We start from the raw sequence: 20,834 nt of genomic DNA, 5'->3' as shown, positions 1-20,834 counted from the left end.
GGACCAATAATCTGACTCTGTAGGAGTCTTTTTTTTGTACAAATGTACATTTCCACTAAGACAGTTAAGGTTACTTCATGGTTTAAACCAAACTTTGCCTATATCTGCTGTAGTTGAAAGGATATATTGAGAACAGGGCACAGCAAGCGCGCTGTGGACATCGGCAAGGTCGTGCGTAGATCACTAACTAACTAATTAACAAAGGGGGATGGCAATGATGATGAATGTACAAATCACAAGCATTTTGCCAGAGCAGAAGGAATTGTTTCTCAACCTGTACAACTTGTATTTATATGATCTGTCCGAATTCTCGGGCGAAGATTTGCGTAAAGAGGGCACATATGATCCAACGAACACCTATCTATATCTGGAACGCGATGAATTACATCCGTTTTTGATTCAGCATGAAGGGAAGGTTATTGGATTCGTACTGGTGTGCTCACCTCCATATGTGCCGAAAGACGTGGATTATACGGTGCAAGAGCTGTTCTTGGTCAAAAAATATCGTGGACAGGGGCTGGCAGCACAAGCGGTTGACTTGGTTTTTGCTCAATTTGAGGGCACATTCCAAGTAGAACAGCTTGCTAACAATGCGGCAGCAGTTTCATTCTGGAAAAAGTATTATGAGCAACATCAGATTGAATATACCGAGTCTGAATATAGCATTGAGATTGACAACATCGCTGGCAGCCACCGGATTTTGTCCCAGACTTTTGTGCGTGTTGATGGTATAGAAGTATGAAGGGAGCAAGTTGGTTAAATGTCTAAAGAGCAATATTTCAAGGACCTCGAAGAAATTATTCATGATGTGATCTATATAGGTACTTCAGATTCAGAACTTCAGAAAGAAATACAAATGAATATGTGGTGTATTTCAATTTCAGAAGAAATGTCTAATGAGGTGAGTTTGATTGATTTTCGTGGTTTTATTATGGATGTCATAGCCAACCGCCAGAATCAGATTAATCATTCGAATAATCAGAGAGGAATGATATTTTATCTATGGTTTGATTCTATGGCGAGTCAATTAAGATTTAATCTAATCTCGGATAGCAATAAAAAGCTACCTTTCAGATGCAAAACTCAGAATGTGAGTGAGCCTGATGAAATTATAGATCTTTTCTTGAAGTCGAATGTTTATGGTGAGATAACCCAAGATACTAATGAAAATGATGTAGATAATGAATACGTATTAAAGGTATATACACAATATTTAGATAAACAGTAAAACGTATATCATAGGAATATTTAAATTAGAAGGTGATTAGCTTGTTTATTATCGTAGCAACCAAGGGGGACTTGAAGTGGATTTCGGGTGTCTTTCAGGCAGAAGATGTAGCTAGACAGTACATGGATCTTATACCTGAAGAGCTTAAAGGATACCAGGAAATCATTCAGGTAGAGAACATCACATATCCTTTTTATATTATAGAGCGTCAGGAATCTCCATTTAGGTTTCTCGGCGAAGCTGAAGTGATTTCACTTTTTGATCATACAGATATGTCAGATGACGAAGATGAGGTGCACTTCAATATCTACACGATTGATTCCGACTATAGACCGAAGAAACCAGGTACAGACTATATGGGCACACTTAGACATGATCATGTGACCAATGAATTTATAGCGATGTATCGTGAAGAAGGAACAGTGTTTCTGAGTAAACGAAGTATGTTCTAATGTCATGGATGCGACGATGTCGTGTCCATTTTGTTATATATGTAAATCGAATTGTGATAGAGCTTACGTGAGAAATGTTTACTGTGGAAACTGAAAAAAAATATGCGACAAACTCTTAAATGTCCTGGATTTAAACGGCAGAAAACTGGATTTCAATTAACATATACTATTGCTGATCTTTGTGTTAAGTTGAGTGAATACCAATAAGATCCAGTAATCATACTATGAGTGAGAGGACTAATATCATGAATTGTGCTAAAAAGCTTGTGACCACTCTATTGATTACAGTTATGTTGTTTTCATCGTTTAATGTAGTATTTGGTGCCGCCGAGTCTTCGGTATCAGACATCGAGGGAAACTGGGCAGAAAGCCAGATCACGAAATGGATCGACAAAGGTTTTATTCATGGTTATGAAGATGGCAGCTTTAAACCGAACAATACCATAACAAGAGCAGAGTTTTTCTCATTGGTTAATCGTTCATATGGATTTACTGAAACAGCATCTGTATCCTTCAAGGATGTTACTTCATCTAACTGGGCATATGCTGAGGTTTCCAAAGCTGTAAAAGCTGGATACATAAAGGGTTATAGGGACGGTACAATCGGTGCCAATAAACCCATTAGTAGACAAGAAGTTGCAGTTATTATCAATGATCTTCTAGATCTATCGAATGAAGCTAGTACTGGGGAGCACTTTACGGATTCGAGTGCAATAGCTTCATGGGCTAAAAATTCGGTGGATGCTACTGTAGCTAAAGGGATCTTGCAGGGCTACGATAATAACTTCAACCCGAATAAACCGATTACTCGTGCTGAAGCAGTCGTTGCGCTGGATCGTTCAGTCAATGCGAAAGCAACGGATTACAGCTTAGCTGGAACATATGGCCCTGAGGTTGGAACGCAGACTATTGATGGGGATGTGCTCATTAGCGCGGCTGGGGTTACATTGAAGAATATGATCATTAAAGGGAATCTATTATTTAGTGAAGGTATCGAAGAAGGAGATGTACACCTTACGAATGTTACGATCAAAGGTGTGACTCGGGTAGAAGGTGGGGGCGTTAGTACCATCTATTTAAAAAATACCGTGGCATCTACCCTTATCGTTGATAAGAAAAAGGGACCCGTTCTCATTATTGTAGAAGGTTCAACGACAGTTGGAGAAGTAACCATTCAATCCCCTGCTACGCTACAAGAATCGGATACTACGGGGAATGGTTTCGGCAAGATTACGTTATCTGAGCGATTACCTGTGGGTTCGAAAGTGGGTTTAAAAGGAACATTTGATTCCTTAACCGTTAAAGGCAGCGGGGTTCAGGTAGATATTCCTGAAGGCCGTGTTAAGGACGTTATCGCGGCAGTAACAGCAACGGGGATGACACTTAACTTAGGGACGGACGCAACTATTGTAAATCTTTACTTAGATGCAGTAGCTAAGATTCTAGGCACGGGAACTATTGAAAAAGTGACGTTAAGTTCCGTAGCTAAAGATGGTACGACTTTTGAAACTACAATTCGACTGTTGGATAAAGTTATAAATACTGTGACTCCAGTTAATCCAACTGCTCCGGCGACTTCACCATCCACTGGTGGAACGGATACAGTCGCTCCTACTCTGTCCAATGTAACGAGTGGTTATATTGCAGGTGGAGATCCTGTGGTGGGTAGAAGCAATGAGAATGGATATGTGTATCTGGTTCCTTCCACAACACCAAAAACAATCACAAGTTTTAATCAATCTGTTGCAGGATTGTTAGGCAAGAAGCAGTCTGTTACAGCAAACGTAAATGCCACAATTAATACAGTGGGATTAGCGTCAGGTACGTATGTCGTATATGCCATTGATCTCGCGAACAATATATCGATGGCTTCGGCAGAGATCGTTATTGGTACAAATCAGTTAACCGTTTCGACTCCAGTACTCTCAACCCAGAAAATGTACGATGGAACGTCTTCGGCTACAGTAATAGCAGATTCACTAACCGGAGTTGCTGCTGGAGACCATGTAACCGTAAGTGCAGTTGCCACCTACAGTGATGCAACAATAGGTACAGCTAAAACAATCACGGTAGTTTATACGTTAGGTGGAGCAGATGCAGCCAAGTATATTTCGCCTGCAAACTATACAACCCAGACAGGGGCCATTACAGCCGCGCAGTTGACGATCGGCGAACCGATGTTGACTCTTGATGAGATAAATGGAGATTCATCCGTAGTCGTATCTGCAGGTTCATTAGTTGGGGTTGTTCCAGGTGAGGATGTGACTGTGAGTGCAGAGGCGGTATATGATACATTAGCTTCTGAGAAAGCTAGGCTATTAACTGTGGTATACAAAATAGGCGGCACGGATAGTGGCAAATATATTGCTCCGGTTAATAATACGAACTACACTGTTTATATACAATCTAGTGCAGATACGGGGACGATTATAGACCTAATCACCACTTTCAAAGTGTATGATGGATCAACAGAAGCAACAGTAATAGCCGGTTCTAGAGTTGGATCTTGTGGTGTAGATGAACAAGGTATTTGTCCTGGGGATGACGTAACGGTAAGTGCTTCAGGAGTCTATGATAATGAAAATGTAGGAACAAATAAGAAGATAACTATATCGTATACTCTATTGGGACCACCTGTAGAAGTAGGGAATTATTCTCCACCAAAGGATATTGAAGTAGTTGGTGTGATCACTGCAAAGCAATTGATAATCGCGGCTCCTACATTAATACTCTCCAAAGTATATGATGGAACTCTTGCAGCAAATGTAACGGTAGGTGCATTAACTAACGTGATCTCTGGGGATGACGTACAAGTAAATGCTGTAGCGACATACAATAATGCAGCTGTTGGTACAAGTAAAGTAATAACAATTAAGTATACTCTTACAGGGTTTGATGCAGGAAATTATATTGCCCCAGCAACTCAGACGGTTGGTACGGGGGAGATTACTGCTACACCTTAATATTTATGTATGAAGACCATTTTCATTAGTGACTATTCTGATGAACGTGTAGAAGCAAATAGAGTCTCCACTGTCGAATAAGACTGTGGAGGCTTTTTGATGTTTTCGATTCAAAACAACTTCGCATTTACCAATACATGGGTTATGATGAATTAAGAGGAGTCTATGGGAGAGAAGCGTGTGAGGGGGCGTGAGCATGCCGAAGCATCATTTTGTGATTGAAAACAAAGCGGAAGTAAACGAGTATATCCATACTTCCTACTCTTGGGACTCTCACGGCATGATACATAAAAGTGGGTTAACGCCAGAGAAATATGCGACCCTGGAAGACGAATTTATTGCATACATCTATGATTCCCTTCAATGGTTGCATTCATGGAATCCGTCCACCTGTACGAGATGTAGAGGACTGAACAACTATGGAATAACGGTTATTGAAGAGCAGAATGCATTGTTGAAGTTACATCAACTGATTCGGGCCTGGATTGTACTATTTAGTCATGCGACAGATCCGATTGTTCTGACAGGGAGTTACTGTTTTCATGGAGAAGAACAGAAGGGCTACTTCGAGAAACTCGTTTACAGCAAATTAGAATTAATCAATGAATTACACAAGGTTGCGAACATGGCAAAGTACGCTGAGATAAATGGGAAATGCATTGTGCATTTTGGAATATAAAATTTAACTCTTTTATTTGAGGATAAACAAAAAAAGAATTGCTATAGCTTGTTGTTTTCAAAAGTCTATATGAGATTGATATTATCACTAAGAAGGTGTAGGAATGGAACAAAACAAAATTAAAGCATACCAAACATTAATATACCAAACATTAATATACCAAGCCTTTTTAGATATACGTGTGATTGCATCCAAGTTAGCACATCCCTCAGTTGTAGATGTTGAGGATGCTAAAAGAAGTAGTCTGCTCATATTTCATATGACAAACGCTTTTCACAATCTTGCATTGTCCCTGGCTGAAGACACAGTTTCAAATTGTGAAGATGACTTTTGGAGTAAAATAAAGTTTATCAATGAAAAATTTCCTGAGGCGATACATTATAAAGACATATTTAATCAGTTGATTCAAAATTCAGACTGTTAATGTAAATCCATTTCAATATAGAAGGGAGTTTTCACATTGCCTTGGCCGATGGTTCATTTTGCAATTGCATCCGAATTGATATCCAAGCCTTCCCCTGAATTGTTATTGGGAAGTCTCGCTCCTGATTCTATCCATGTAAGAACCAACACCCGTACCGAAAAAGCAAAAACTCACCTCATGCCAGAGGCAGGAAGATTCGCAACAGACGAAGAGCTTGAAGCCTTTTTCGAGTCCAACAAGAAGTTGGCTTATAGTGATCCCAAATTCATGCAATATCTGTGCGGTTACATCGCCCACATCTATACGGACCGCGTGTGGACATTCGATATTTACCCTGCATATGAAGCCAACCCCAATGGAAGAAGCGTGTATACGCAGGATGTCACGAAGCTGGAGTTTATGATTTTGCGGAATTGGGAGGGGACCAATGATTGGATAAATGAGCTGAACATGGGAAGAGCATTTGATTTAGGTGGATTGCTAGAATCTGAGGTGTATCAGTATAGGGGAGAGAAACTTGAGTTTTTAGCTGACTCTCACAACGAACCCGTGGGTGATTTAAATATTTTATCCATGGAAGCTATGGAAGAGTTCATACATACAACAGGATTGGCGCTAAAACAATTGTTCACGAAATGGAATGTTTATAAGGATCTACGTGAAAGGAAGTAGCATAGTGCAAAAAACAATAATAGAACTATCTGATTTGATGAAGAAGTATCCTAAGAGTGCTGCATTTTTATTATCTATCGTTGTGTTAACTTTGGTTTATGCCTTTGGTAAAGATATCGGGGCGTGGCTTTACCATCTGACTCATTAGAATATCTCAAATGAAAGGCATCGTCTCCAGTTAATCTTGCATCATAGAATCACATAAAGGAGGATGGCTATGGACATCGTTATGACGCTTGAACCGCACGGATGGCTGGATATCCTGGTTCAACCTGATCAGGGAGAACAGATTGAGATTCCGGTTTCTTTTTTGTCGGATGCGGTTGAGGAGATAGCACGTCAAATCGTTACATTGCACAAAGGAGCCACGGAGGTAACCATGACCATGCAGACCGAACCTGGAGAATATCGATTCTGGATCAAAAAACGTTCGCAGGTAATCGTTCAATTTATGGTGTATGAGATGAGTGATAATTTTAGCACGGAAGCCGTCACAGAGGGGCGATTACTTATGTCCGAGGAGTTATCATTGGTCAAGTTGACTAAGCTATTTTACAGAGGGTTAAGCAAATTGAAGGAAATGGGACCGGAGGAATATCACAAACGGTGGAGTTTTGAGTTTCCCCTGAATGCCTATGAGCGGATAGGAAGGGTCGTCCAGATCCGATGAAATCGAATGTTTTTGAAGAGAAGGAGGGGTAACGTGGCGAACATACATAAGGGGAGATATTCAGCTCAGATCGAGGGAGAATTTGTTGTTTTTATCATCGGCATGAGGATTAATCGTCTGTGGGCTATACATAAATGGCTGCCTGTTTTTAAGTCCATGGGCCCGATGATTAAAGAATTGTATATGAATCCGGAGACTGGATTTCTGAGTACAGAATATTTTATAAGCTGGCGTGGGGTGACGCTACTACAATACTGGCGCTCTTACGATGAATTGGAGAAATACGCACGAGGTGGACTGCACTTGGAAGCTTGGAAAAGATTCAACCGCTCCATTGGTTCCGATGGAACTGTAGGGATCTATCATGAAACATACAAGGTTCAGTCAGGATCTTTCGAGACCATATACGCTAACATGCCAAAATTCGGATTAGCTAAAGCGTCTGAACATGTTCCCGTGACAGGCAGGATGGAGACATCCAGACGCAGAATGGGCGGAGAGAGTGACCCGCCAGTGGAAGCACCAGAGAATCCTTAAAGCGTTGAACAGAGAGGGGAATGTTATTGAGGGCTAGAGTGCGAGCAGAAGATATACAGTCAAAGCAACTTAGCTGGTTATGTATTGAACCGATGCTTATTTCTGTACGGGGCAGAGATATGGCCGCCAAAGCAGAGATATACCGACAGCTACATGAAGGGCAACAAGCCTTATTTCTGTTCTATTCCTATCACAATCACACGAAGAGTCTGGCAGAGTTTTACTGGTTTTCGGCATATAACATCATCGAGATTAAGAGCTGGCATGGAATTAAAAATGGGATGCACTTTTTTCGTTTAGATGAAATGGTGAATGTACTGGACCAGATTGAAAGTCTGATTACGGACAAAAACAGAGTGGATGAAGCGTGGAGTGAGGTACTGCCAACTGATTTGGATAAGGACCCAATCTTGCTCCAGAAAACAGAGGTGTTATATGAGACCTATCAGACCGTGGCGCAAGCAGCTATTGTACACATGAACGAGATGATTCTGCAAAATCAGGAGATGTATTTTGAGATTGAGTAAGGTTATATGAGTGTATGAATGCATAGGGGCTACTCATGAGTGAGTAGTCTTTTTATCATGTATGAGAACATTGGCTGCAGATCATCGCTTTTTATTTTTATGCTAGAATGGATAGCAGGAAAAAAAAGCGGAAGCGTTAAATAACATTCTCAAGTAGGTAAGGAGAACAAGTATGAACGAGGAAGAACTGCTGGAGTTTTACGGATTGGAGCCTGATGACATCCATCGAGAGCCGATCCGAGAACTATTGAAGCAAGAGATTGAAAACCGAAAGTCAGAGGATAACGAGGTTTTGAGACTGTTGTGCATCATGTTATTCTGTATTGGAAACGTGGAGGACACCACGCTGATTTGGCAAGCCAAACGAAAGAATCAGGACACAGGCAGTTATATTGATGTGCAGTTATTATGTGGTGCGGGATATGAGCAGACCTTAATTTATCTGGAAAATATGGACCGGGAACAGGCGCATGAGGAGTTGCTTTACCTTAGACAGTGCGAGCCGTATGACTTTGTTGATTTTTCCAAAGCGGAATGGGTCTCAGACTATAAACAATATTACAGTGTTTGATATACGAGCACACCAGAAGGAGAGGTACTATGCCAAATTTGCATGACAATATCATACTAAGTTACGAAGTCGATTTAGAGAACGAAAGGATCAGGATGCGTACTCGTTCGAGTCATGAGGTGCCGAAAAATATGGATGTTTTATTCTCTGGTGTAATGGCCCATGCGTTTGATACACCGCTGCATGGCAGCATTATTCTGGATTTAAATGAGTGGGATATAGAGCATTTTATCCCTTATAATCGCGAGTTGTTAGAATCGCGTATGGGTCAGGGTTGGCCTGTCAGCTATGATTCCTATGACGAATTGCAAACTCGGCTGATAGAAGAGAAATACAAGTACATGGTGATCTCATCCTCGTATGGATTGAATGGTTGGGTTTTGGCGAAGAACGTAGAGATCTCTGTTCAAGAAACGGGGTGAACGTGATGAAGCGTGAGCACAAGCAATATGGTAGCAAGAGGGGCGCGGGACTAAGAACGGGCATTGTTGTGTTTATTGTTCTGCTCGTTACTCTAATAATGACCAATCCAAACGAAGAAGATTTTGTTGCATGGCTCGCAAGTGAACATGACATCCATGCTTCGTATGATGTGAATGATGGCAGGACGTTCACGAAGACGATCGACGGTGAGGAAAAGAAGCTTCACTATAAAGGCCGACATATAGGGCATATGGGGATTTTATCAACATACAGTTACCGTTTTGCGGATACTGAAGAAAAGGAGATCCAGATTGAAGCGGTCGGCATAATGAATATGTTATTTAATAGATAGCTAGATGGATTGTGAACAGTTACAAAAGTTTGATGAAAGTTCTACTGATATCCACGCGCTTTGCATGATGTAACTCGTGCAGAGCAGCGTGTTTTTGGCGAGAAATGCGATAGAAACAGAGATGGTTTACTTCGTTTATTCGCAAATTCCACATTATGGGTTATGATGTACCTTGAGAGAAAATTTTACATACATAGGAAGTCTTCTTTTGGAAAAATAAAAGGCACGCAAAGTTTTAACCGGGATGGTATTATCCGTGATTGAATTGAAGAAGCAGTGGGAATCCAGAGTCCAACGCAGCTCATGATCTAGTTTGGAGGAGTAGACGAACGCTGATCGGAGGACAGAATTATGAAGAAGTTAACGATCTTTTCATTATTTTTTCTACTTCTGGTTGCCTGTCAGAACAAGGAAAGCACTGAAGATGCACAGCAATCAATAGATTCCTCACCTCAAAATGTCACAGCGAAAGAGACACAACAGGATGAAGAAATATCGACATCCCAAGAGAAGGAAGACATCCCACCAGAGTACCTCGATGAAACAAACTATACAGGTGACAAATTGGAAATCGTCAAACTTATGAATGCCCGTATGCGTTATTTATACGAAGGAGACGAAAAGGGATATATGAGTTTGATTGATCCTGCATCACCCGTCTCAGGCATGGCAGGTTCTAAAGTCCGAAAGATCATCTCAATGGATGAAATCATTATTCAAGAGCAAAAAAAGCTCTATCAGGGAGTCGTGACGATTACAGAATTAAGAGAGAATGAAGAAGAAGCTAGCCATATCATGGTGTTTTGGAAAAAGAAAGCGGATGGCGATAACGCGCAATGGATTTTTGCAGACATAGATTAAGAACAGTAGAACATTATCTTGATCATGAATATGGAAATTTTATACAAAATAAAGGGTGGTGTAATGATGGCTAGGCAATTAATTCTCATTGAAGGATTACCGGGTTCAGGCAAGTCAACGATTGCCAAGATGGTTTCCGAAATTTTAATAGAACAAGGCAAGCAGGTACAACTATTTCAGGAAGGAAACCTGGATCACCCTGCTGATTACGAAGGCGTTGCTTTTTATTATGCAGGAAACTTCGAGGCTTTATTGAGCACGCATGAAGAATACAGAGAGACTCTGGAAAGTAATGCGATTGCCCATGATCAAGGTTTCCTGATCCCATACCGTAAGATGAAAGAACAGTGGGGAATAGATCTTCCCGATCATGTCGTACAGGCTATAGTCAGCCGAGATGTTTACGAAATCCCTTTTGAACAAAATGTAAAACTGATCACCGAGAAGTTGCAAGATTTTACCCAAAATATGTTAAGCACGAATGATGAATCCATCACGATATTTGAATGTTGTTTTATCCAGAATCCACTGACCATGGGTCTTGTAAAATGTAATCAATCGAAAGAGCAGAACGTGCAGTATGTATTGGAACTGGGACGTATCATTCATGCTCTGAATCCGCTTCTCATCTATATTGATCAGAAGGATATATCATATACATTTAATAAGGCGGTCAGTGAAAGACCAAAAGAATGGTCAGAGGGCTTCATTAATTATTATACGAATCAGGGATTCGGGCAAGCGCAGGGTTATCAGGGTGTTGCGGGTACAGTACAGGTTTTGCAGGAAAGAAAGAAACTGGAGTCCGAAATTTATGGCTTACTTCAGATGGATAAGGTATGGCTGGACAATTCGGATTATGACCGCGAGGCTTCAAGGCGCAAACTAGAAAAGATTCTGGAGTAGCCATACGTTGCTAGGATCATGAGAAAGCAGGTTAACAAAACAATATGAAAAATATGTTATTTGAACTTGTAAATGAAGTGGAAGATGAAGTGACCTTTGTGGCTTTCCTGCAACAATTAAGCAAAGATCGGAAAGATCATGCAGATGAATGGCAGAATGATTCGATAGCGTCATTTTTGGAAGCGGCAGCCGAGTGGGGGCAAGAGTCGGTGGATGGATTACTCCATTACGAGAAGCCGGATAACCCGTGGAAGAGATGTGCTCAGATCATGTATATGGGTAAGGTTTATGAGTAAAACATTCGCCAATGGTATGACCACATACGAACCAAAAAGAAAATTAAGAAATTGGCACGTGAGAGCAAAGGGATACTGGGTGATCATCAGCTAGAAATCTCGGAGCAGGAGATTCGCTGGAGCAATGATATGACTTCAGGTGCAACACAATGGAAAGGTTTGGAGAGCTTCAGTGAGACAAAAGACTATTTCTTTATTTTCATTAATAAGGCAAGTGCGCATGTGATTCCAAAACGATTTTTTGAAACTGAGACGGAAGAAGTTCAGTTTGCGGAACAGGTTAGAGCACATATGAAAACTGCTAATCATAATACATAACGGAGGTTTATTTTCATGGCTTTTTTTGAAGTAGCATTGATTGTTGTAACGGCACTATTGTTGGTATTCGGTGCAAAAACGAAACGTAAACCATTACTTAAATGGGGGATAGCCAGTTTGATTTTATTGCTCGTACTCATTATCCCGTCATTCATTATGGGATTCATGGATGGATTGTCTGATGGATGGTCAGCGAGATGAGTAATTCAGAAAACAAAAATATATCGTATGAGCAGCATAATAACAAATTCAACTTTCGTGTGGCAGGTATTGTGATAGATAAAGGAAGAGTTCTTTTGCATACGACGGAAAAGGATGATTTCTGGAATCTGCCCGGAGGGCGGGTAGAATTGAACGAAACAACAGAAGCGGCTATTGTGCGAGAGATGATGGAGGAACTGGCTGTTCATGTAGAAGCGCACAGGCTCGCATATGTTAGTGAAGATTTCTTTGAATATGATGGCTTGAAGTATCATGAAGTTGGTTTTTATTATGTCATCACATTGCCGGAAGCCCATAAGCTATATAGCGAAGTTGAGTTCAATGGTCTAGAAGACAACGGTAAGCTAATCTTCCGATGGTTTTCCTTGGACGAACTAGAGCAGATGGAAGTATATCCTGTGTTTTTGAGAAAGGAACTGACTAATCTCCTTGATGTAAAAGGTATCAAACACTTCATTCAGAAATAGAGGATAGAGGTTCTATGGACATTACATTTATTCGTCATGGTCATGGTGAACACTTGATAGATTACCCTAACCATTTAAATTTCCTGCATCCCGGCCTCACTGAATTGGGGAAAAGTCAGGTCATAGCGTTGCGTAAACAAGTGGTTTTTACGCCTGAGGACGTCATTTTGGTGAGTCCAACGAAACGTACTATTGAAACAGCACTCCTTCTAGCCCCAAAAACCAATCTCGCGTTCAGCCCGCTGGTTGGCCCAAGAATGTTTCCTCAGAATCCGGAGTTCGTTCCTTTAATCTGCGATCAGATCTATTCCAAGGAAGAACTGAGCGATCAGTATACTGACATAAGAATGCTTGATTTGGGTTTGGATTGTTGGAAAGAAAGTATTAATCAGATGGATGTACATCGATTCAAGAAATTAGCTGAAAAGCTTCTTGAATGGTGCAGGCAACAGAGTTGCAATACGTTTATCATTTCACATGATGGTACGATATCGAACTACAGGGTGTTACTCGGAGAAAAAGGGTTAACCAAATGGGATTTTCTTGGTGAAGCAGGGCAGTACACGATCAAGAACTTTTAACGATTCAAGGAGATACCGTCAATCTTTTCTTTACACATTACACAAGGCGTCTGTTTTGGTAAGTGATCTATAACTGTACTTAGGAGGACTTTAAAATGAAGTTATCGGATTATGAATATTTAACTTTAGCTCTGGAAGAAGCAGAACAATCATTTACTGAAGGAACGTATCCGATTGGTGCGATAATCGTGGATGTGGATGGGATTGTCGTGAGTAAAGGCAGAAACCGAGTTTTCTCAGATTGCGACCCCACCGCACATGCTGAGGTGGATGCCATTCGTCGGGCAGGAAAACATTTGCTGGATGTAGAGAAGAAGAGATTCTCGAAGAAGAAAGACTTGACGCTTTATACTACCTGTGAACCTTGTCCCATGTGTTCGTGCACCATATTAATGTCGGGCATTAAAAAGATTGTATGGGCAGCAGATGATGAAGAATATGGCGGGCTTCGACGTTTCAAGGAAGGGCCTCATTTTATCCATATGTTTGACACGTTATCCTGTGTTGCGGCTCCCTATCTTGATTTGGAAAATAGACAAAGAGCTTTACTCGCCAAATGGAATATTGGTAGAGGTTTGTTTGATACAGAGTGGGAGATTCCCAAACAATGATCATAATCCAAAGAAAGGAGATGAAGCCACATGGAGTTCGTGGGAGAGAAGGTAAAAATAACAACAGTGAAAGAGCAGGACCTCAACTTCATAGGTCAACTTGAATGTGACACAACCATATGGAGTTTTGAAGAGAACGTTGAAACGCATGAGGAAAAGGTCCGTGAGAAATATCGCAGCCATTTTGCTGTCGCAGATGAGAAACCGTATGCCTATGATTTCGTTATACGCCGCTTGAATGATCCGGAAGATACACCCATTGGTATTGTTCAGATGTGGAGTTATGTGGATTACCGAAAAAGCTGGGAACTTGGATTCGCTGTACTTTCGGAATATGCAGGTAGAGGATACGGGAGTGAAGGTACCCGACTTTTACTACAATTTGCATTTCAAGAGTTACAAGCTCATAAGGTCGTCGGCATGTGCAATTCACAAAACGTTCGCTCAGCCGCACTGATGCAGCATGTGGGTATGACACGGGAGGCCGTCTACCAGGAAGAACTATGGTGGAACAATCAATGGACAGACCAGTATTTTTTCTCGATTTTGGATAGAGAGTTTAAGCCAGTCTAATAGGTAGGGGAGGAAATAAGATATGACTACGTTGGTTCTGCTAAGTGATTTGGTATTCAAATCTAATGATAAATTGGATCAGAGAATACGAAGCTTATTCAACAGTGAACAGCCTTCCATCGGATATATCCCTTCAAGTTCTGACCCGGACCGAAAGTATTTTGAACACACTAGACGTTACTATAATCAAATAGGAATAGATAACATTCAATATTATGATCTTGATCTGGAGTATGAGGAGAGCACATTTGGCGCTATTTTCGAATGTGATGCGATTCATCTATCCGGCGGAAATACGTTTTATTTTCTAAGTTTATTACAGAAGAGAAATGCGCTTGGTCTGTTACATTCCTATGTGAAGAGTGACGGCATTTTGACCGGGGTCAGTGCAGGCAGTATTCTGACGACACCTACGATAGAGATAGCTGGGTATGGTGAAGATGCAGATGAAAACGATGTGGGATTGGATGATATGAAAGCACTGGGACGGATCTGAAGATACCCTGAATTCATTAAGAAAATTCACGCGCGTTAACCGTACAACGGTCTATGCGTGCCAAGATGGTGGCGGGATTGTAATAGACGGTGAAAGCGTAGAGTTATATGGAAATGTACGTCTCGTAGATTACAGAGAGAGTGGGTCTGATCATGAGTGATGTTAAGGTCTATCATTATGATGCTTTCTCCACAGTTCCCGGGCAAGGTAACCCTGCAGGAGTGGTTTTTGATGCGGATCATTTAAGTGAGACGGAAATGCAGCAGATCGCTTATAAGGTTGGTTTTAATGAGACGGTATTTGTGTTGAACTCTAAAGTAGCTGACTTCAGATTACGTTATTTTACGCCGGGCCATGAGATTAATCTGTGTGGTCATGCCACAATGGCATCACTGTATGGTATGAAGACACGTGGGATGTTGAGTGACAAAGAGTTAATCACGATTGAAACCAATGTAGGTCTATTACCCATACGATTTGAGCGGAATGCCGACACCATTTACATGGAAATGAAACAGGATCAGCCGCAGTTTATACCGTTCCAGGGTGATATCGAGAAGCTGGTGAGTGCCATAAACCTCACTCTGGATGATGTAGACCTTTCTACGCCAATCGTTTATGGAAGTACAGGAACCTGGACGTTATTAATCCCGATTCGTGAACTGAGCTCTTTTATGAAAATGAAACCGGATTCTTCTCTGTTCCCTGGTATTTTACTTGAAAACCCCAAAGCTTCGCTACATCCCTTTTGTTTCGAAACCCGTGATTCCGATGCGATGATGCATGCGAGACATTTCTCTTCACTGTACTCAGGTACTACAGAAGATCCAGTGACAGGAACAGCCTCCGGGGTAATGGGTGCCTATTATTTAACGTATGTGAAACCGGAGATCGATGAGGTACAGTTTGTGATAGAACAAGGGCATGAGATTGGTAGAGATGGAAAGGTTCAAGTGAGTGTGATTCGGGATGGTGAGGATATGGATGTCAGAATGAAGGGGACAGCTGTTTTCGTGCGTGAACTGAACGTTGAAAATATAAAAGTATGAAGGGAGTTTAACATTTTGCAAATTATTGATATTCGGCAGAAGCCGGACGTGCTGCAAGAAGCAGTACAGTATTTTTGGAAACAATGGGGCTCGGAATCGAGCTTCCATTTCTATCGAGATTGTATAGAGCGTTCTGTGGATACAGAGAGTGATGTGCCAAGATTTTATGTGATGTTGGATGGAGACCGAATTATCGGTGGGTACGCATTATTACGAAGTGATCTGAATAGCAGACAGGATCTCTTTCCCTGGTTTGCATGTCTTCATGTTGATCCAGAATATCGGGGCCGAAACCTGGGTGGACAACTTCAGACCCATGCATTAAATGAGGTGAAAGCAAAAGGGTATGACAAGCTGTATTTGTGTACTGATCTGACCGATTATTATGAGAAAAATAACTGGGCCTATATAGGTAAAGGATATCTGCTGGATGATGAAGAGACGAGAATCTATGAATATAAGATTTGATTTCGGATATGAAGGAGGATGTGCTGTGAGCGAATCATTACAGGATCAGATTCAATTTCTCATTGAAATTGATAAACTCAAAACGATTGAACGAAAGACGAGAATTATGCATGGTGAGAGACTTGAAAATGATGCAGAGCATTCCTGGCATCTGGCGATGATGGCCTTGGTTTTGCAGAGTCACGCCAACACGGATGTGGATATGCTTAAAGTCATTAAGATGCTTCTCGTTCATGATCTGGTTGAGATCGATGCCGGCGATACTTTTGCCTACGATGCGGTGGGGAATACGGATAAATATGATCGTGAACTCAAAGCGGCTCATCGGCTATTTGGTATGTTGCCTAAGGAACAGGCTGAGGAACTACTCCAGTTATGGTTAGAGTTTGAAGCAAAGCAGACGTCTGAAGCACAATTTGCCTCATCTCTCGATCGGTTACAGCCTCTTATCCACAATCATCAGAATGAGGGAGATACATGGCAGAAATATAACATTACAAGTGAACAGGTGTTAAACAGAAACCGTGAAATTGCGAACGGTTCCGAAACATTGTGGGAGTATGCGCAGCAGCTTATTCAGAAATCCGTGGATCAGGGAATCCTGTCCAAATCATGAGGATATGTTTTCACTTATGCACTTTGAAGATGGGGGAGAAGCCGGACTGAGAGCGGAATCGTACAAACTCATTAGCGTTTTTTCAGGTGAGGATATGTACTATCAGTACCCACATGGTGATGAAGTTTACAACGTCATGGCTGTTTATGAAGCTTCAGGCATCAAGGGCAGCCCAACCATTATGGATGATGAAGGGCTGGAACTCCGATATTTTGATCTGGATCAGCCGATCCCTGAGATCAATCCGTTTACGGAATATGTGTTGAAGAAGGCAGGATATATCAGAACTAACTAGTAAGAGGAGGGGATGTTATGACGCAGGACTTCTATTGTGATGAGGTGCTGAGTGGTAAAACGCAAGTCAAAGTTGTCATGGAAACAAATAACGTTATGGCTTATCATCACACTCTGCCTTACTACACGCACCACATTGTGGTGATTCCCAAAATTCATATCCAGTCATTCATTTCAGAAGAGGAAGAGAATAATGATGAGCTACTCATAGAAATGATGCGTGTCATTAAGAAGATTGCTGCTGACATGTTAGCTCAGACAGGCTCATCGAAGATTGTAACTAACTTGGGCAGTTATCAAGACTCGAAGCACCTGCATTGGCATATAGTCAGTGGTGAACGAACTTAGGAAACTGTAAATCGGATCTTCCGCCCCTTATTTAAGGGTCTGGGAGATTTTTTATTTTTCAACCAATTAAGAACGTTAAACGACCCTCATATCCACCATAAAAGTTAACTGAGGAAAAATATGTTAGAATAGGGAGTGGTAGTTTAATAGGTTCATAGGAGGAATAACAATTATGATTACGATATTTCTAATGTTGATTAATGTGTTGTTGTACGGTCTGGGTGTGTATGCGCTGATCCTGTTTATTAAGCTTGCCCGACGTGGGATTCAGGCACTGGATATCTACCTGTATGAGAAACGCGGAGAGCGCTTCTAACGTTCAGCATCTCATACTCGAACAGAATTATCATTTTTCTCTCAGTGTTTTATCTTTTCTATTCTAGTATGATTAACGCATCATTAGAGTAAAGAGAGGGTTCATAATATGGAAGCTTTTTTAGAGCAAATTAACGAGTTGAACGAGCTTCAGAAAGACTTGGTCAGCCTACATCCTTTGTTTGCAGAACATTATCCAGTGGTAGTAGCCTATGAAGCTTTATTATATATCTATGATTATTCGTCCAAAACGCAGCAATATGAGTGGGTGAAGACGGTACCGGACGATTTATATATTCCAGATGAATGCCTTGCGGCAATGCCGGTGCATCATATGGACGGAAGAATGTGTGCGATTGTAACGGATGCAGCGTTCAAAGATCTGGAGCAGAAAGTCTATCTGTTCCACGAATATGTTCATTGCTATATATATGAGAAATATGATGAACGGATCGTAAACCGTCTTCAGATTAAGCACAAAATGGACCAACTGAAGCGCGTAACATGGGAACTGGATTATGAATTTCCTTATGAAGATGAAATCGTTGTGGAGCGGATTAACTCATTGTTGTCTGCTTTGAAGAGTAAAGACCTATCGAAAGTGCAAACAGCTAGAAAGGCGTTGTTCCGTTCATTAAATGAAGAACAAGCGGAGTACTGGAGCTGGCTGGAGTGGAACGAAGGTTACGCAAGGTATGTTGAGAATCTGATTCGGGCAAAATTTGGACAGGAAAGTAATCATTTTGGAGATACAGCTCCGTTCAATCGTCTGGTATTCTATGAGTGTGGATCGGAATATATTAGCCTGCTCGTGAAGGAACAGCCGGAGTATCATACGGATCTGGAGCAGCTATTTGACCGGATGCAATTGGAGAGAATAGAGGGTTAATCACGAACTTACGGTGAAAAAAGGTGGAACATAGCGGAGTCTTACTATTCCAGTGATCTGTACGTTGCACCCGTAGGTTATATCGTTTTATCCTAAGTCAGTAGAATACTACCCGATAAAAGGAGATTATTTCTATGCCGCTACCTATGGTTCATCTCAATATTGCTAATCGAATTGCAGAATCTCTGCAAATGCAGTTTGGTCGAGATTCATTCTATCTGGGGAACATCGCCCCGGATTCCATACATATGCGTGAAGGCACAACCAGAGAGGACAAGGAATACACCCATTTTAACCCTAAAGATAATGGAGATTACCTTGGTGGACTGAAGGAACTATACTCATTCTATATGCAACAACTTACCGATGAAGGATGGAAGTGGTTTGTGCGCGGGTACTTTATGCATGTGTTGACAGACTATTACTGGTTCCGAAGTGTGCATCCTGAATTCGTCGAACGGGTCAATAAGGCAGACCAACACACAGGAAGTAGCAGATCGAAGGATGAACTGGCGCGTTTATATTACCAGGAGACGGACCAGATAGATTTCAATATCTATCAAGGTTCAAGTTGGAGTGAAGAAGTGTGGCAGGTGCTCAACAGTTCACCAGGCTATGATATGACAGATCGTTTAACTGCGGATGAGATTATTCGCTGGCGGGACCATACGTTTTCTTTTCTTAATGGGGAGGAACCGGGAATTACTCCTAAGTTCATTACGGGTGAGAGGGTTCAGGTATTTGTGGGAGAGACCGCAGAGCGACTGATCGCTCTGTTGTCTTCATGGGACCCGGAGTTACGTAACTGGATATGACTACGGATATTTAGATAGTTCAGTTGAGTCACTAGATGCTGTAATCGTTACTTCTCTATTCATTACGAAGTCAGGGAGGCAGGTGGTATGGTGAAATATGTAGGATGCTTGATGGTGCTCGTCATTGCTACGTTCATGACAGGATGCAGTCAACCGAATGAACCGGACTCGGAAGAAGGGCTTCCTGTGCTGATCACTTTAACGTGTAATCCAAACCTCACTTTGGAACCATGCCAAGATGTTGAGTTTGATCGAGCTGATGAGATTCGGATCATGATGGAGGCCATACATAAGGCAGAGCGTTTGCCGGGCAATCTGAATTATGGTACACAGTACAAGATGAGTATAACGAATGCGGATGGCTCAGTAACACGGTATGATTTTTCATTAGGAATGGACCCCAAGATGCAGGGCCTGTTAGTAAACCAGGAAGACACGTCTACTGGGTATAGTATATCCCTTGAGGATGCTAACCAATTAAGAAGACTGATCCAGCGACGTACAGATTAAGAAGTTATATGGAATGGAGAAGAACCTGTGGATGACCAAATTACTATTGAACCTTTGACGCGAGCGGATGCAGATGGAGCATGTCAGGTGTTTGAAACAACGATCCCCGCAGCATTCGAACAGGAGGGCATAGGATCGCTACTGGATGATATCCAGCATGAAATAGCACATAAGAGAGCATTAATTCACACTGCATTGCAGTCAGATCATAACAAGGAAGCAAATGTATTTTTCCTCGTGGCCAAAATGGGTAAGTCCATTGTAGGCACAATTTCGTATGGACCTTGTGGTGAGGAGATTCGAGAATGTACAGATCAACGGCTGAATGATATCGGAGAACTGGGTAGCCTGTACGTTTTGCCCGAGGTTCAAGGTCAAGGGATTGGTTCAGCGCTCATTCTAGCACTGGGTACTGAACTTCAGCGGCTGGGTATTCAGCAATTCTGCTTAGATAGCGGCTATCGAATCGCACAGCAGAAGTGGCAACGCAAATTCGGTGAACCCTATGTGGTGGCGAAGAACTATTGGGGCGAAGGAACAGATCATATGGTATGGTTATGTAAAGTACAGGATTTTATAGTAAAAGTAAAATGAAATGAACAATAGAGATGACGACCTGTGCTATACAGGGGTCATCTCTTTTACTAACTAACGGAATCTTTCTGCATCGATCGTGGGCGATTGTTCGTACAGTGTATCAT

Annotated in this window: 34 protein-coding genes; all 34 read left to right on the top strand. The window is 41.6% G+C overall.

Annotated features, from left to right (window positions below; translation table 11 throughout):
• Positions 1–214 precede the first annotated feature (214 nt).
• A complete protein-coding gene (locus OM416_RS14695; protein WP_264930397.1) occupies positions 215–742 on the top strand; it encodes a GNAT family N-acetyltransferase in 528 nt (175 codons plus the stop codon).
• A gap of 18 nt (positions 743–760) precedes the next feature.
• Positions 761–1,228 carry a hypothetical protein gene (locus OM416_RS14690; RefSeq protein ID WP_264930395.1) on the top strand — a complete coding sequence of 156 codons (468 nt, stop codon included), beginning with the start codon at positions 761–763 and terminating at the stop codon, positions 1,226–1,228.
• Positions 1,229–1,269: 41 nt separating this feature from the next.
• Positions 1,270–1,680 (top strand): hypothetical protein, encoded by a 411-nt coding sequence (locus OM416_RS14685; protein ID WP_264930393.1) that lies wholly within the window; start codon positions 1,270–1,272, stop codon positions 1,678–1,680.
• A 278-nt stretch (positions 1,681–1,958) separates the two neighbouring features.
• On the top strand, positions 1,959–4,643 hold the full coding sequence (locus tag OM416_RS14680) for a YDG domain-containing protein (RefSeq protein ID WP_264930391.1): 2,685 nt from the start codon (positions 1,959–1,961) through the stop codon (positions 4,641–4,643).
• A gap of 196 nt (positions 4,644–4,839) precedes the next feature.
• A complete protein-coding gene (locus OM416_RS14675) occupies positions 4,840–5,322 on the top strand; it encodes a hypothetical protein (RefSeq protein WP_264930389.1) in 483 nt (160 codons plus the stop codon).
• 103 nt (positions 5,323–5,425) lie between these two features.
• On the top strand, positions 5,426–5,746 hold the full coding sequence (locus tag OM416_RS14670) for a hypothetical protein (RefSeq protein ID WP_264930387.1): 321 nt from the start codon (positions 5,426–5,428) through the stop codon (positions 5,744–5,746).
• 36 nt (positions 5,747–5,782) lie between these two features.
• Positions 5,783–6,418, top strand: a complete 636-nt coding sequence (locus tag OM416_RS14665; protein WP_264930385.1) for a hypothetical protein — start codon at positions 5,783–5,785, stop codon at positions 6,416–6,418.
• 4 nt (positions 6,419–6,422) lie between these two features.
• Entirely contained in the window at positions 6,423–6,566 is a 144-nt protein-coding gene (locus tag OM416_RS14660; protein ID WP_264930384.1) for a hypothetical protein, read from the top strand.
• Positions 6,567–6,635: 69 nt separating this feature from the next.
• The gene (locus OM416_RS14655) at positions 6,636–7,088 is read left to right on the top strand and encodes a hypothetical protein (RefSeq protein WP_264930382.1); all 453 of its coding nucleotides are present in this window, start codon (positions 6,636–6,638) and stop codon (positions 7,086–7,088) included.
• A 33-nt stretch (positions 7,089–7,121) separates the two neighbouring features.
• On the top strand, positions 7,122–7,625 hold the full coding sequence (locus tag OM416_RS14650) for a DUF4188 domain-containing protein (RefSeq protein ID WP_264930380.1): 504 nt from the start codon (positions 7,122–7,124) through the stop codon (positions 7,623–7,625).
• 26 nt (positions 7,626–7,651) lie between these two features.
• Entirely contained in the window at positions 7,652–8,152 is a 501-nt protein-coding gene (locus OM416_RS14645; protein ID WP_264930377.1) for a hypothetical protein, read from the top strand.
• 172 nt (positions 8,153–8,324) lie between these two features.
• A complete protein-coding gene (locus OM416_RS14640; RefSeq protein ID WP_264930375.1) occupies positions 8,325–8,723 on the top strand; it encodes a hypothetical protein in 399 nt (132 codons plus the stop codon).
• Between the two features lie 29 nt (positions 8,724–8,752).
• The gene (locus tag OM416_RS14635) at positions 8,753–9,145 is read left to right on the top strand and encodes a hypothetical protein (protein WP_264930373.1); all 393 of its coding nucleotides are present in this window, start codon (positions 8,753–8,755) and stop codon (positions 9,143–9,145) included.
• A 5-nt stretch (positions 9,146–9,150) separates the two neighbouring features.
• The gene (locus OM416_RS14630; protein WP_264930371.1) at positions 9,151–9,498 is read left to right on the top strand and encodes a hypothetical protein; all 348 of its coding nucleotides are present in this window, start codon (positions 9,151–9,153) and stop codon (positions 9,496–9,498) included.
• A gap of 351 nt (positions 9,499–9,849) precedes the next feature.
• Positions 9,850–10,359, top strand: coding sequence for a hypothetical protein (locus tag OM416_RS14625; RefSeq protein WP_264930369.1), 510 nt, complete (start codon positions 9,850–9,852; stop codon positions 10,357–10,359).
• Between the two features lie 66 nt (positions 10,360–10,425).
• Positions 10,426–11,265 carry an adenylyl-sulfate kinase gene (locus tag OM416_RS14620; RefSeq protein WP_264930367.1) on the top strand — a complete coding sequence of 280 codons (840 nt, stop codon included), beginning with the start codon at positions 10,426–10,428 and terminating at the stop codon, positions 11,263–11,265.
• A gap of 44 nt (positions 11,266–11,309) precedes the next feature.
• Positions 11,310–11,561, top strand: a complete 252-nt coding sequence (locus OM416_RS14615; protein ID WP_264930364.1) for a hypothetical protein — start codon at positions 11,310–11,312, stop codon at positions 11,559–11,561.
• 51 nt (positions 11,562–11,612) lie between these two features.
• Entirely contained in the window at positions 11,613–11,879 is a 267-nt protein-coding gene (locus tag OM416_RS14610; protein ID WP_264930362.1) for a YcxB family protein, read from the top strand.
• A gap of 15 nt (positions 11,880–11,894) precedes the next feature.
• On the top strand, positions 11,895–12,080 hold the full coding sequence (locus OM416_RS14605) for a hypothetical protein (protein WP_264930360.1): 186 nt from the start codon (positions 11,895–11,897) through the stop codon (positions 12,078–12,080).
• Positions 12,077–12,568 (top strand): NUDIX hydrolase, encoded by a 492-nt coding sequence (locus OM416_RS14600; protein WP_264930358.1) that lies wholly within the window; start codon positions 12,077–12,079, stop codon positions 12,566–12,568. The genes OM416_RS14605 and OM416_RS14600 overlap by 4 nt, the downstream gene beginning before the upstream one ends.
• 14 nt (positions 12,569–12,582) lie before the next feature.
• Entirely contained in the window at positions 12,583–13,149 is a 567-nt protein-coding gene (locus OM416_RS14595) for a histidine phosphatase family protein (RefSeq protein WP_264930356.1), read from the top strand.
• Between the two features lie 95 nt (positions 13,150–13,244).
• A complete protein-coding gene (locus OM416_RS14590; protein WP_264930354.1) occupies positions 13,245–13,760 on the top strand; it encodes a nucleoside deaminase in 516 nt (171 codons plus the stop codon).
• A 30-nt stretch (positions 13,761–13,790) separates the two neighbouring features.
• Positions 13,791–14,333 (top strand): GNAT family N-acetyltransferase, encoded by a 543-nt coding sequence (locus OM416_RS14585; RefSeq protein ID WP_264930352.1) that lies wholly within the window; start codon positions 13,791–13,793, stop codon positions 14,331–14,333.
• A gap of 22 nt (positions 14,334–14,355) precedes the next feature.
• On the top strand, positions 14,356–14,829 hold the full coding sequence (locus OM416_RS14580; protein ID WP_264930349.1) for a Type 1 glutamine amidotransferase-like domain-containing protein: 474 nt from the start codon (positions 14,356–14,358) through the stop codon (positions 14,827–14,829).
• A gap of 152 nt (positions 14,830–14,981) precedes the next feature.
• Complete coding sequence (locus OM416_RS14575; RefSeq protein ID WP_264930347.1) at positions 14,982–15,878, top strand: PhzF family phenazine biosynthesis protein; 897 nt, start codon at positions 14,982–14,984, stop codon at positions 15,876–15,878.
• Between the two features lie 15 nt (positions 15,879–15,893).
• Complete coding sequence (locus tag OM416_RS14570) at positions 15,894–16,346, top strand: GNAT family N-acetyltransferase (RefSeq protein WP_264930345.1); 453 nt, start codon at positions 15,894–15,896, stop codon at positions 16,344–16,346.
• A 25-nt stretch (positions 16,347–16,371) separates the two neighbouring features.
• The gene (locus tag OM416_RS14565) at positions 16,372–16,962 is read left to right on the top strand and encodes an HD domain-containing protein (protein ID WP_264930343.1); all 591 of its coding nucleotides are present in this window, start codon (positions 16,372–16,374) and stop codon (positions 16,960–16,962) included.
• Positions 16,963–16,978: 16 nt separating this feature from the next.
• Positions 16,979–17,257 (top strand): hypothetical protein, encoded by a 279-nt coding sequence (locus OM416_RS14560; RefSeq protein ID WP_264930341.1) that lies wholly within the window; start codon positions 16,979–16,981, stop codon positions 17,255–17,257.
• Positions 17,258–17,274: 17 nt separating this feature from the next.
• Complete coding sequence (locus OM416_RS14555) at positions 17,275–17,604, top strand: HIT domain-containing protein (RefSeq protein WP_264930339.1); 330 nt, start codon at positions 17,275–17,277, stop codon at positions 17,602–17,604.
• 172 nt (positions 17,605–17,776) lie between these two features.
• Positions 17,777–17,920 carry a hypothetical protein gene (locus tag OM416_RS14550; RefSeq protein WP_165790066.1) on the top strand — a complete coding sequence of 48 codons (144 nt, stop codon included), beginning with the start codon at positions 17,777–17,779 and terminating at the stop codon, positions 17,918–17,920.
• 108 nt (positions 17,921–18,028) lie between these two features.
• On the top strand, positions 18,029–18,808 hold the full coding sequence (locus OM416_RS14545) for a hypothetical protein (RefSeq protein ID WP_264930335.1): 780 nt from the start codon (positions 18,029–18,031) through the stop codon (positions 18,806–18,808).
• 134 nt (positions 18,809–18,942) lie between these two features.
• On the top strand, positions 18,943–19,623 hold the full coding sequence (locus OM416_RS14540; RefSeq protein WP_264930333.1) for a zinc dependent phospholipase C family protein: 681 nt from the start codon (positions 18,943–18,945) through the stop codon (positions 19,621–19,623).
• A gap of 87 nt (positions 19,624–19,710) precedes the next feature.
• A complete protein-coding gene (locus tag OM416_RS14535) occupies positions 19,711–20,133 on the top strand; it encodes a hypothetical protein (protein ID WP_264930331.1) in 423 nt (140 codons plus the stop codon).
• Between the two features lie 27 nt (positions 20,134–20,160).
• Positions 20,161–20,727: a GNAT family N-acetyltransferase gene (locus OM416_RS14530; protein ID WP_264930329.1), complete on the top strand. Its 567-nt coding sequence runs from the start codon at positions 20,161–20,163 to the stop codon at positions 20,725–20,727.
• Positions 20,728–20,834: the final 107 nt, after the last annotated feature.

The organism is Paenibacillus sp. LS1 (genome assembly GCF_026013365.1).
In the GTDB taxonomy this organism is placed as follows: Bacteria; Bacillota; Bacilli; order Paenibacillales; family Paenibacillaceae; genus Paenibacillus.
This window is presented reverse-complemented; position numbering and strand designations above follow the sequence as displayed.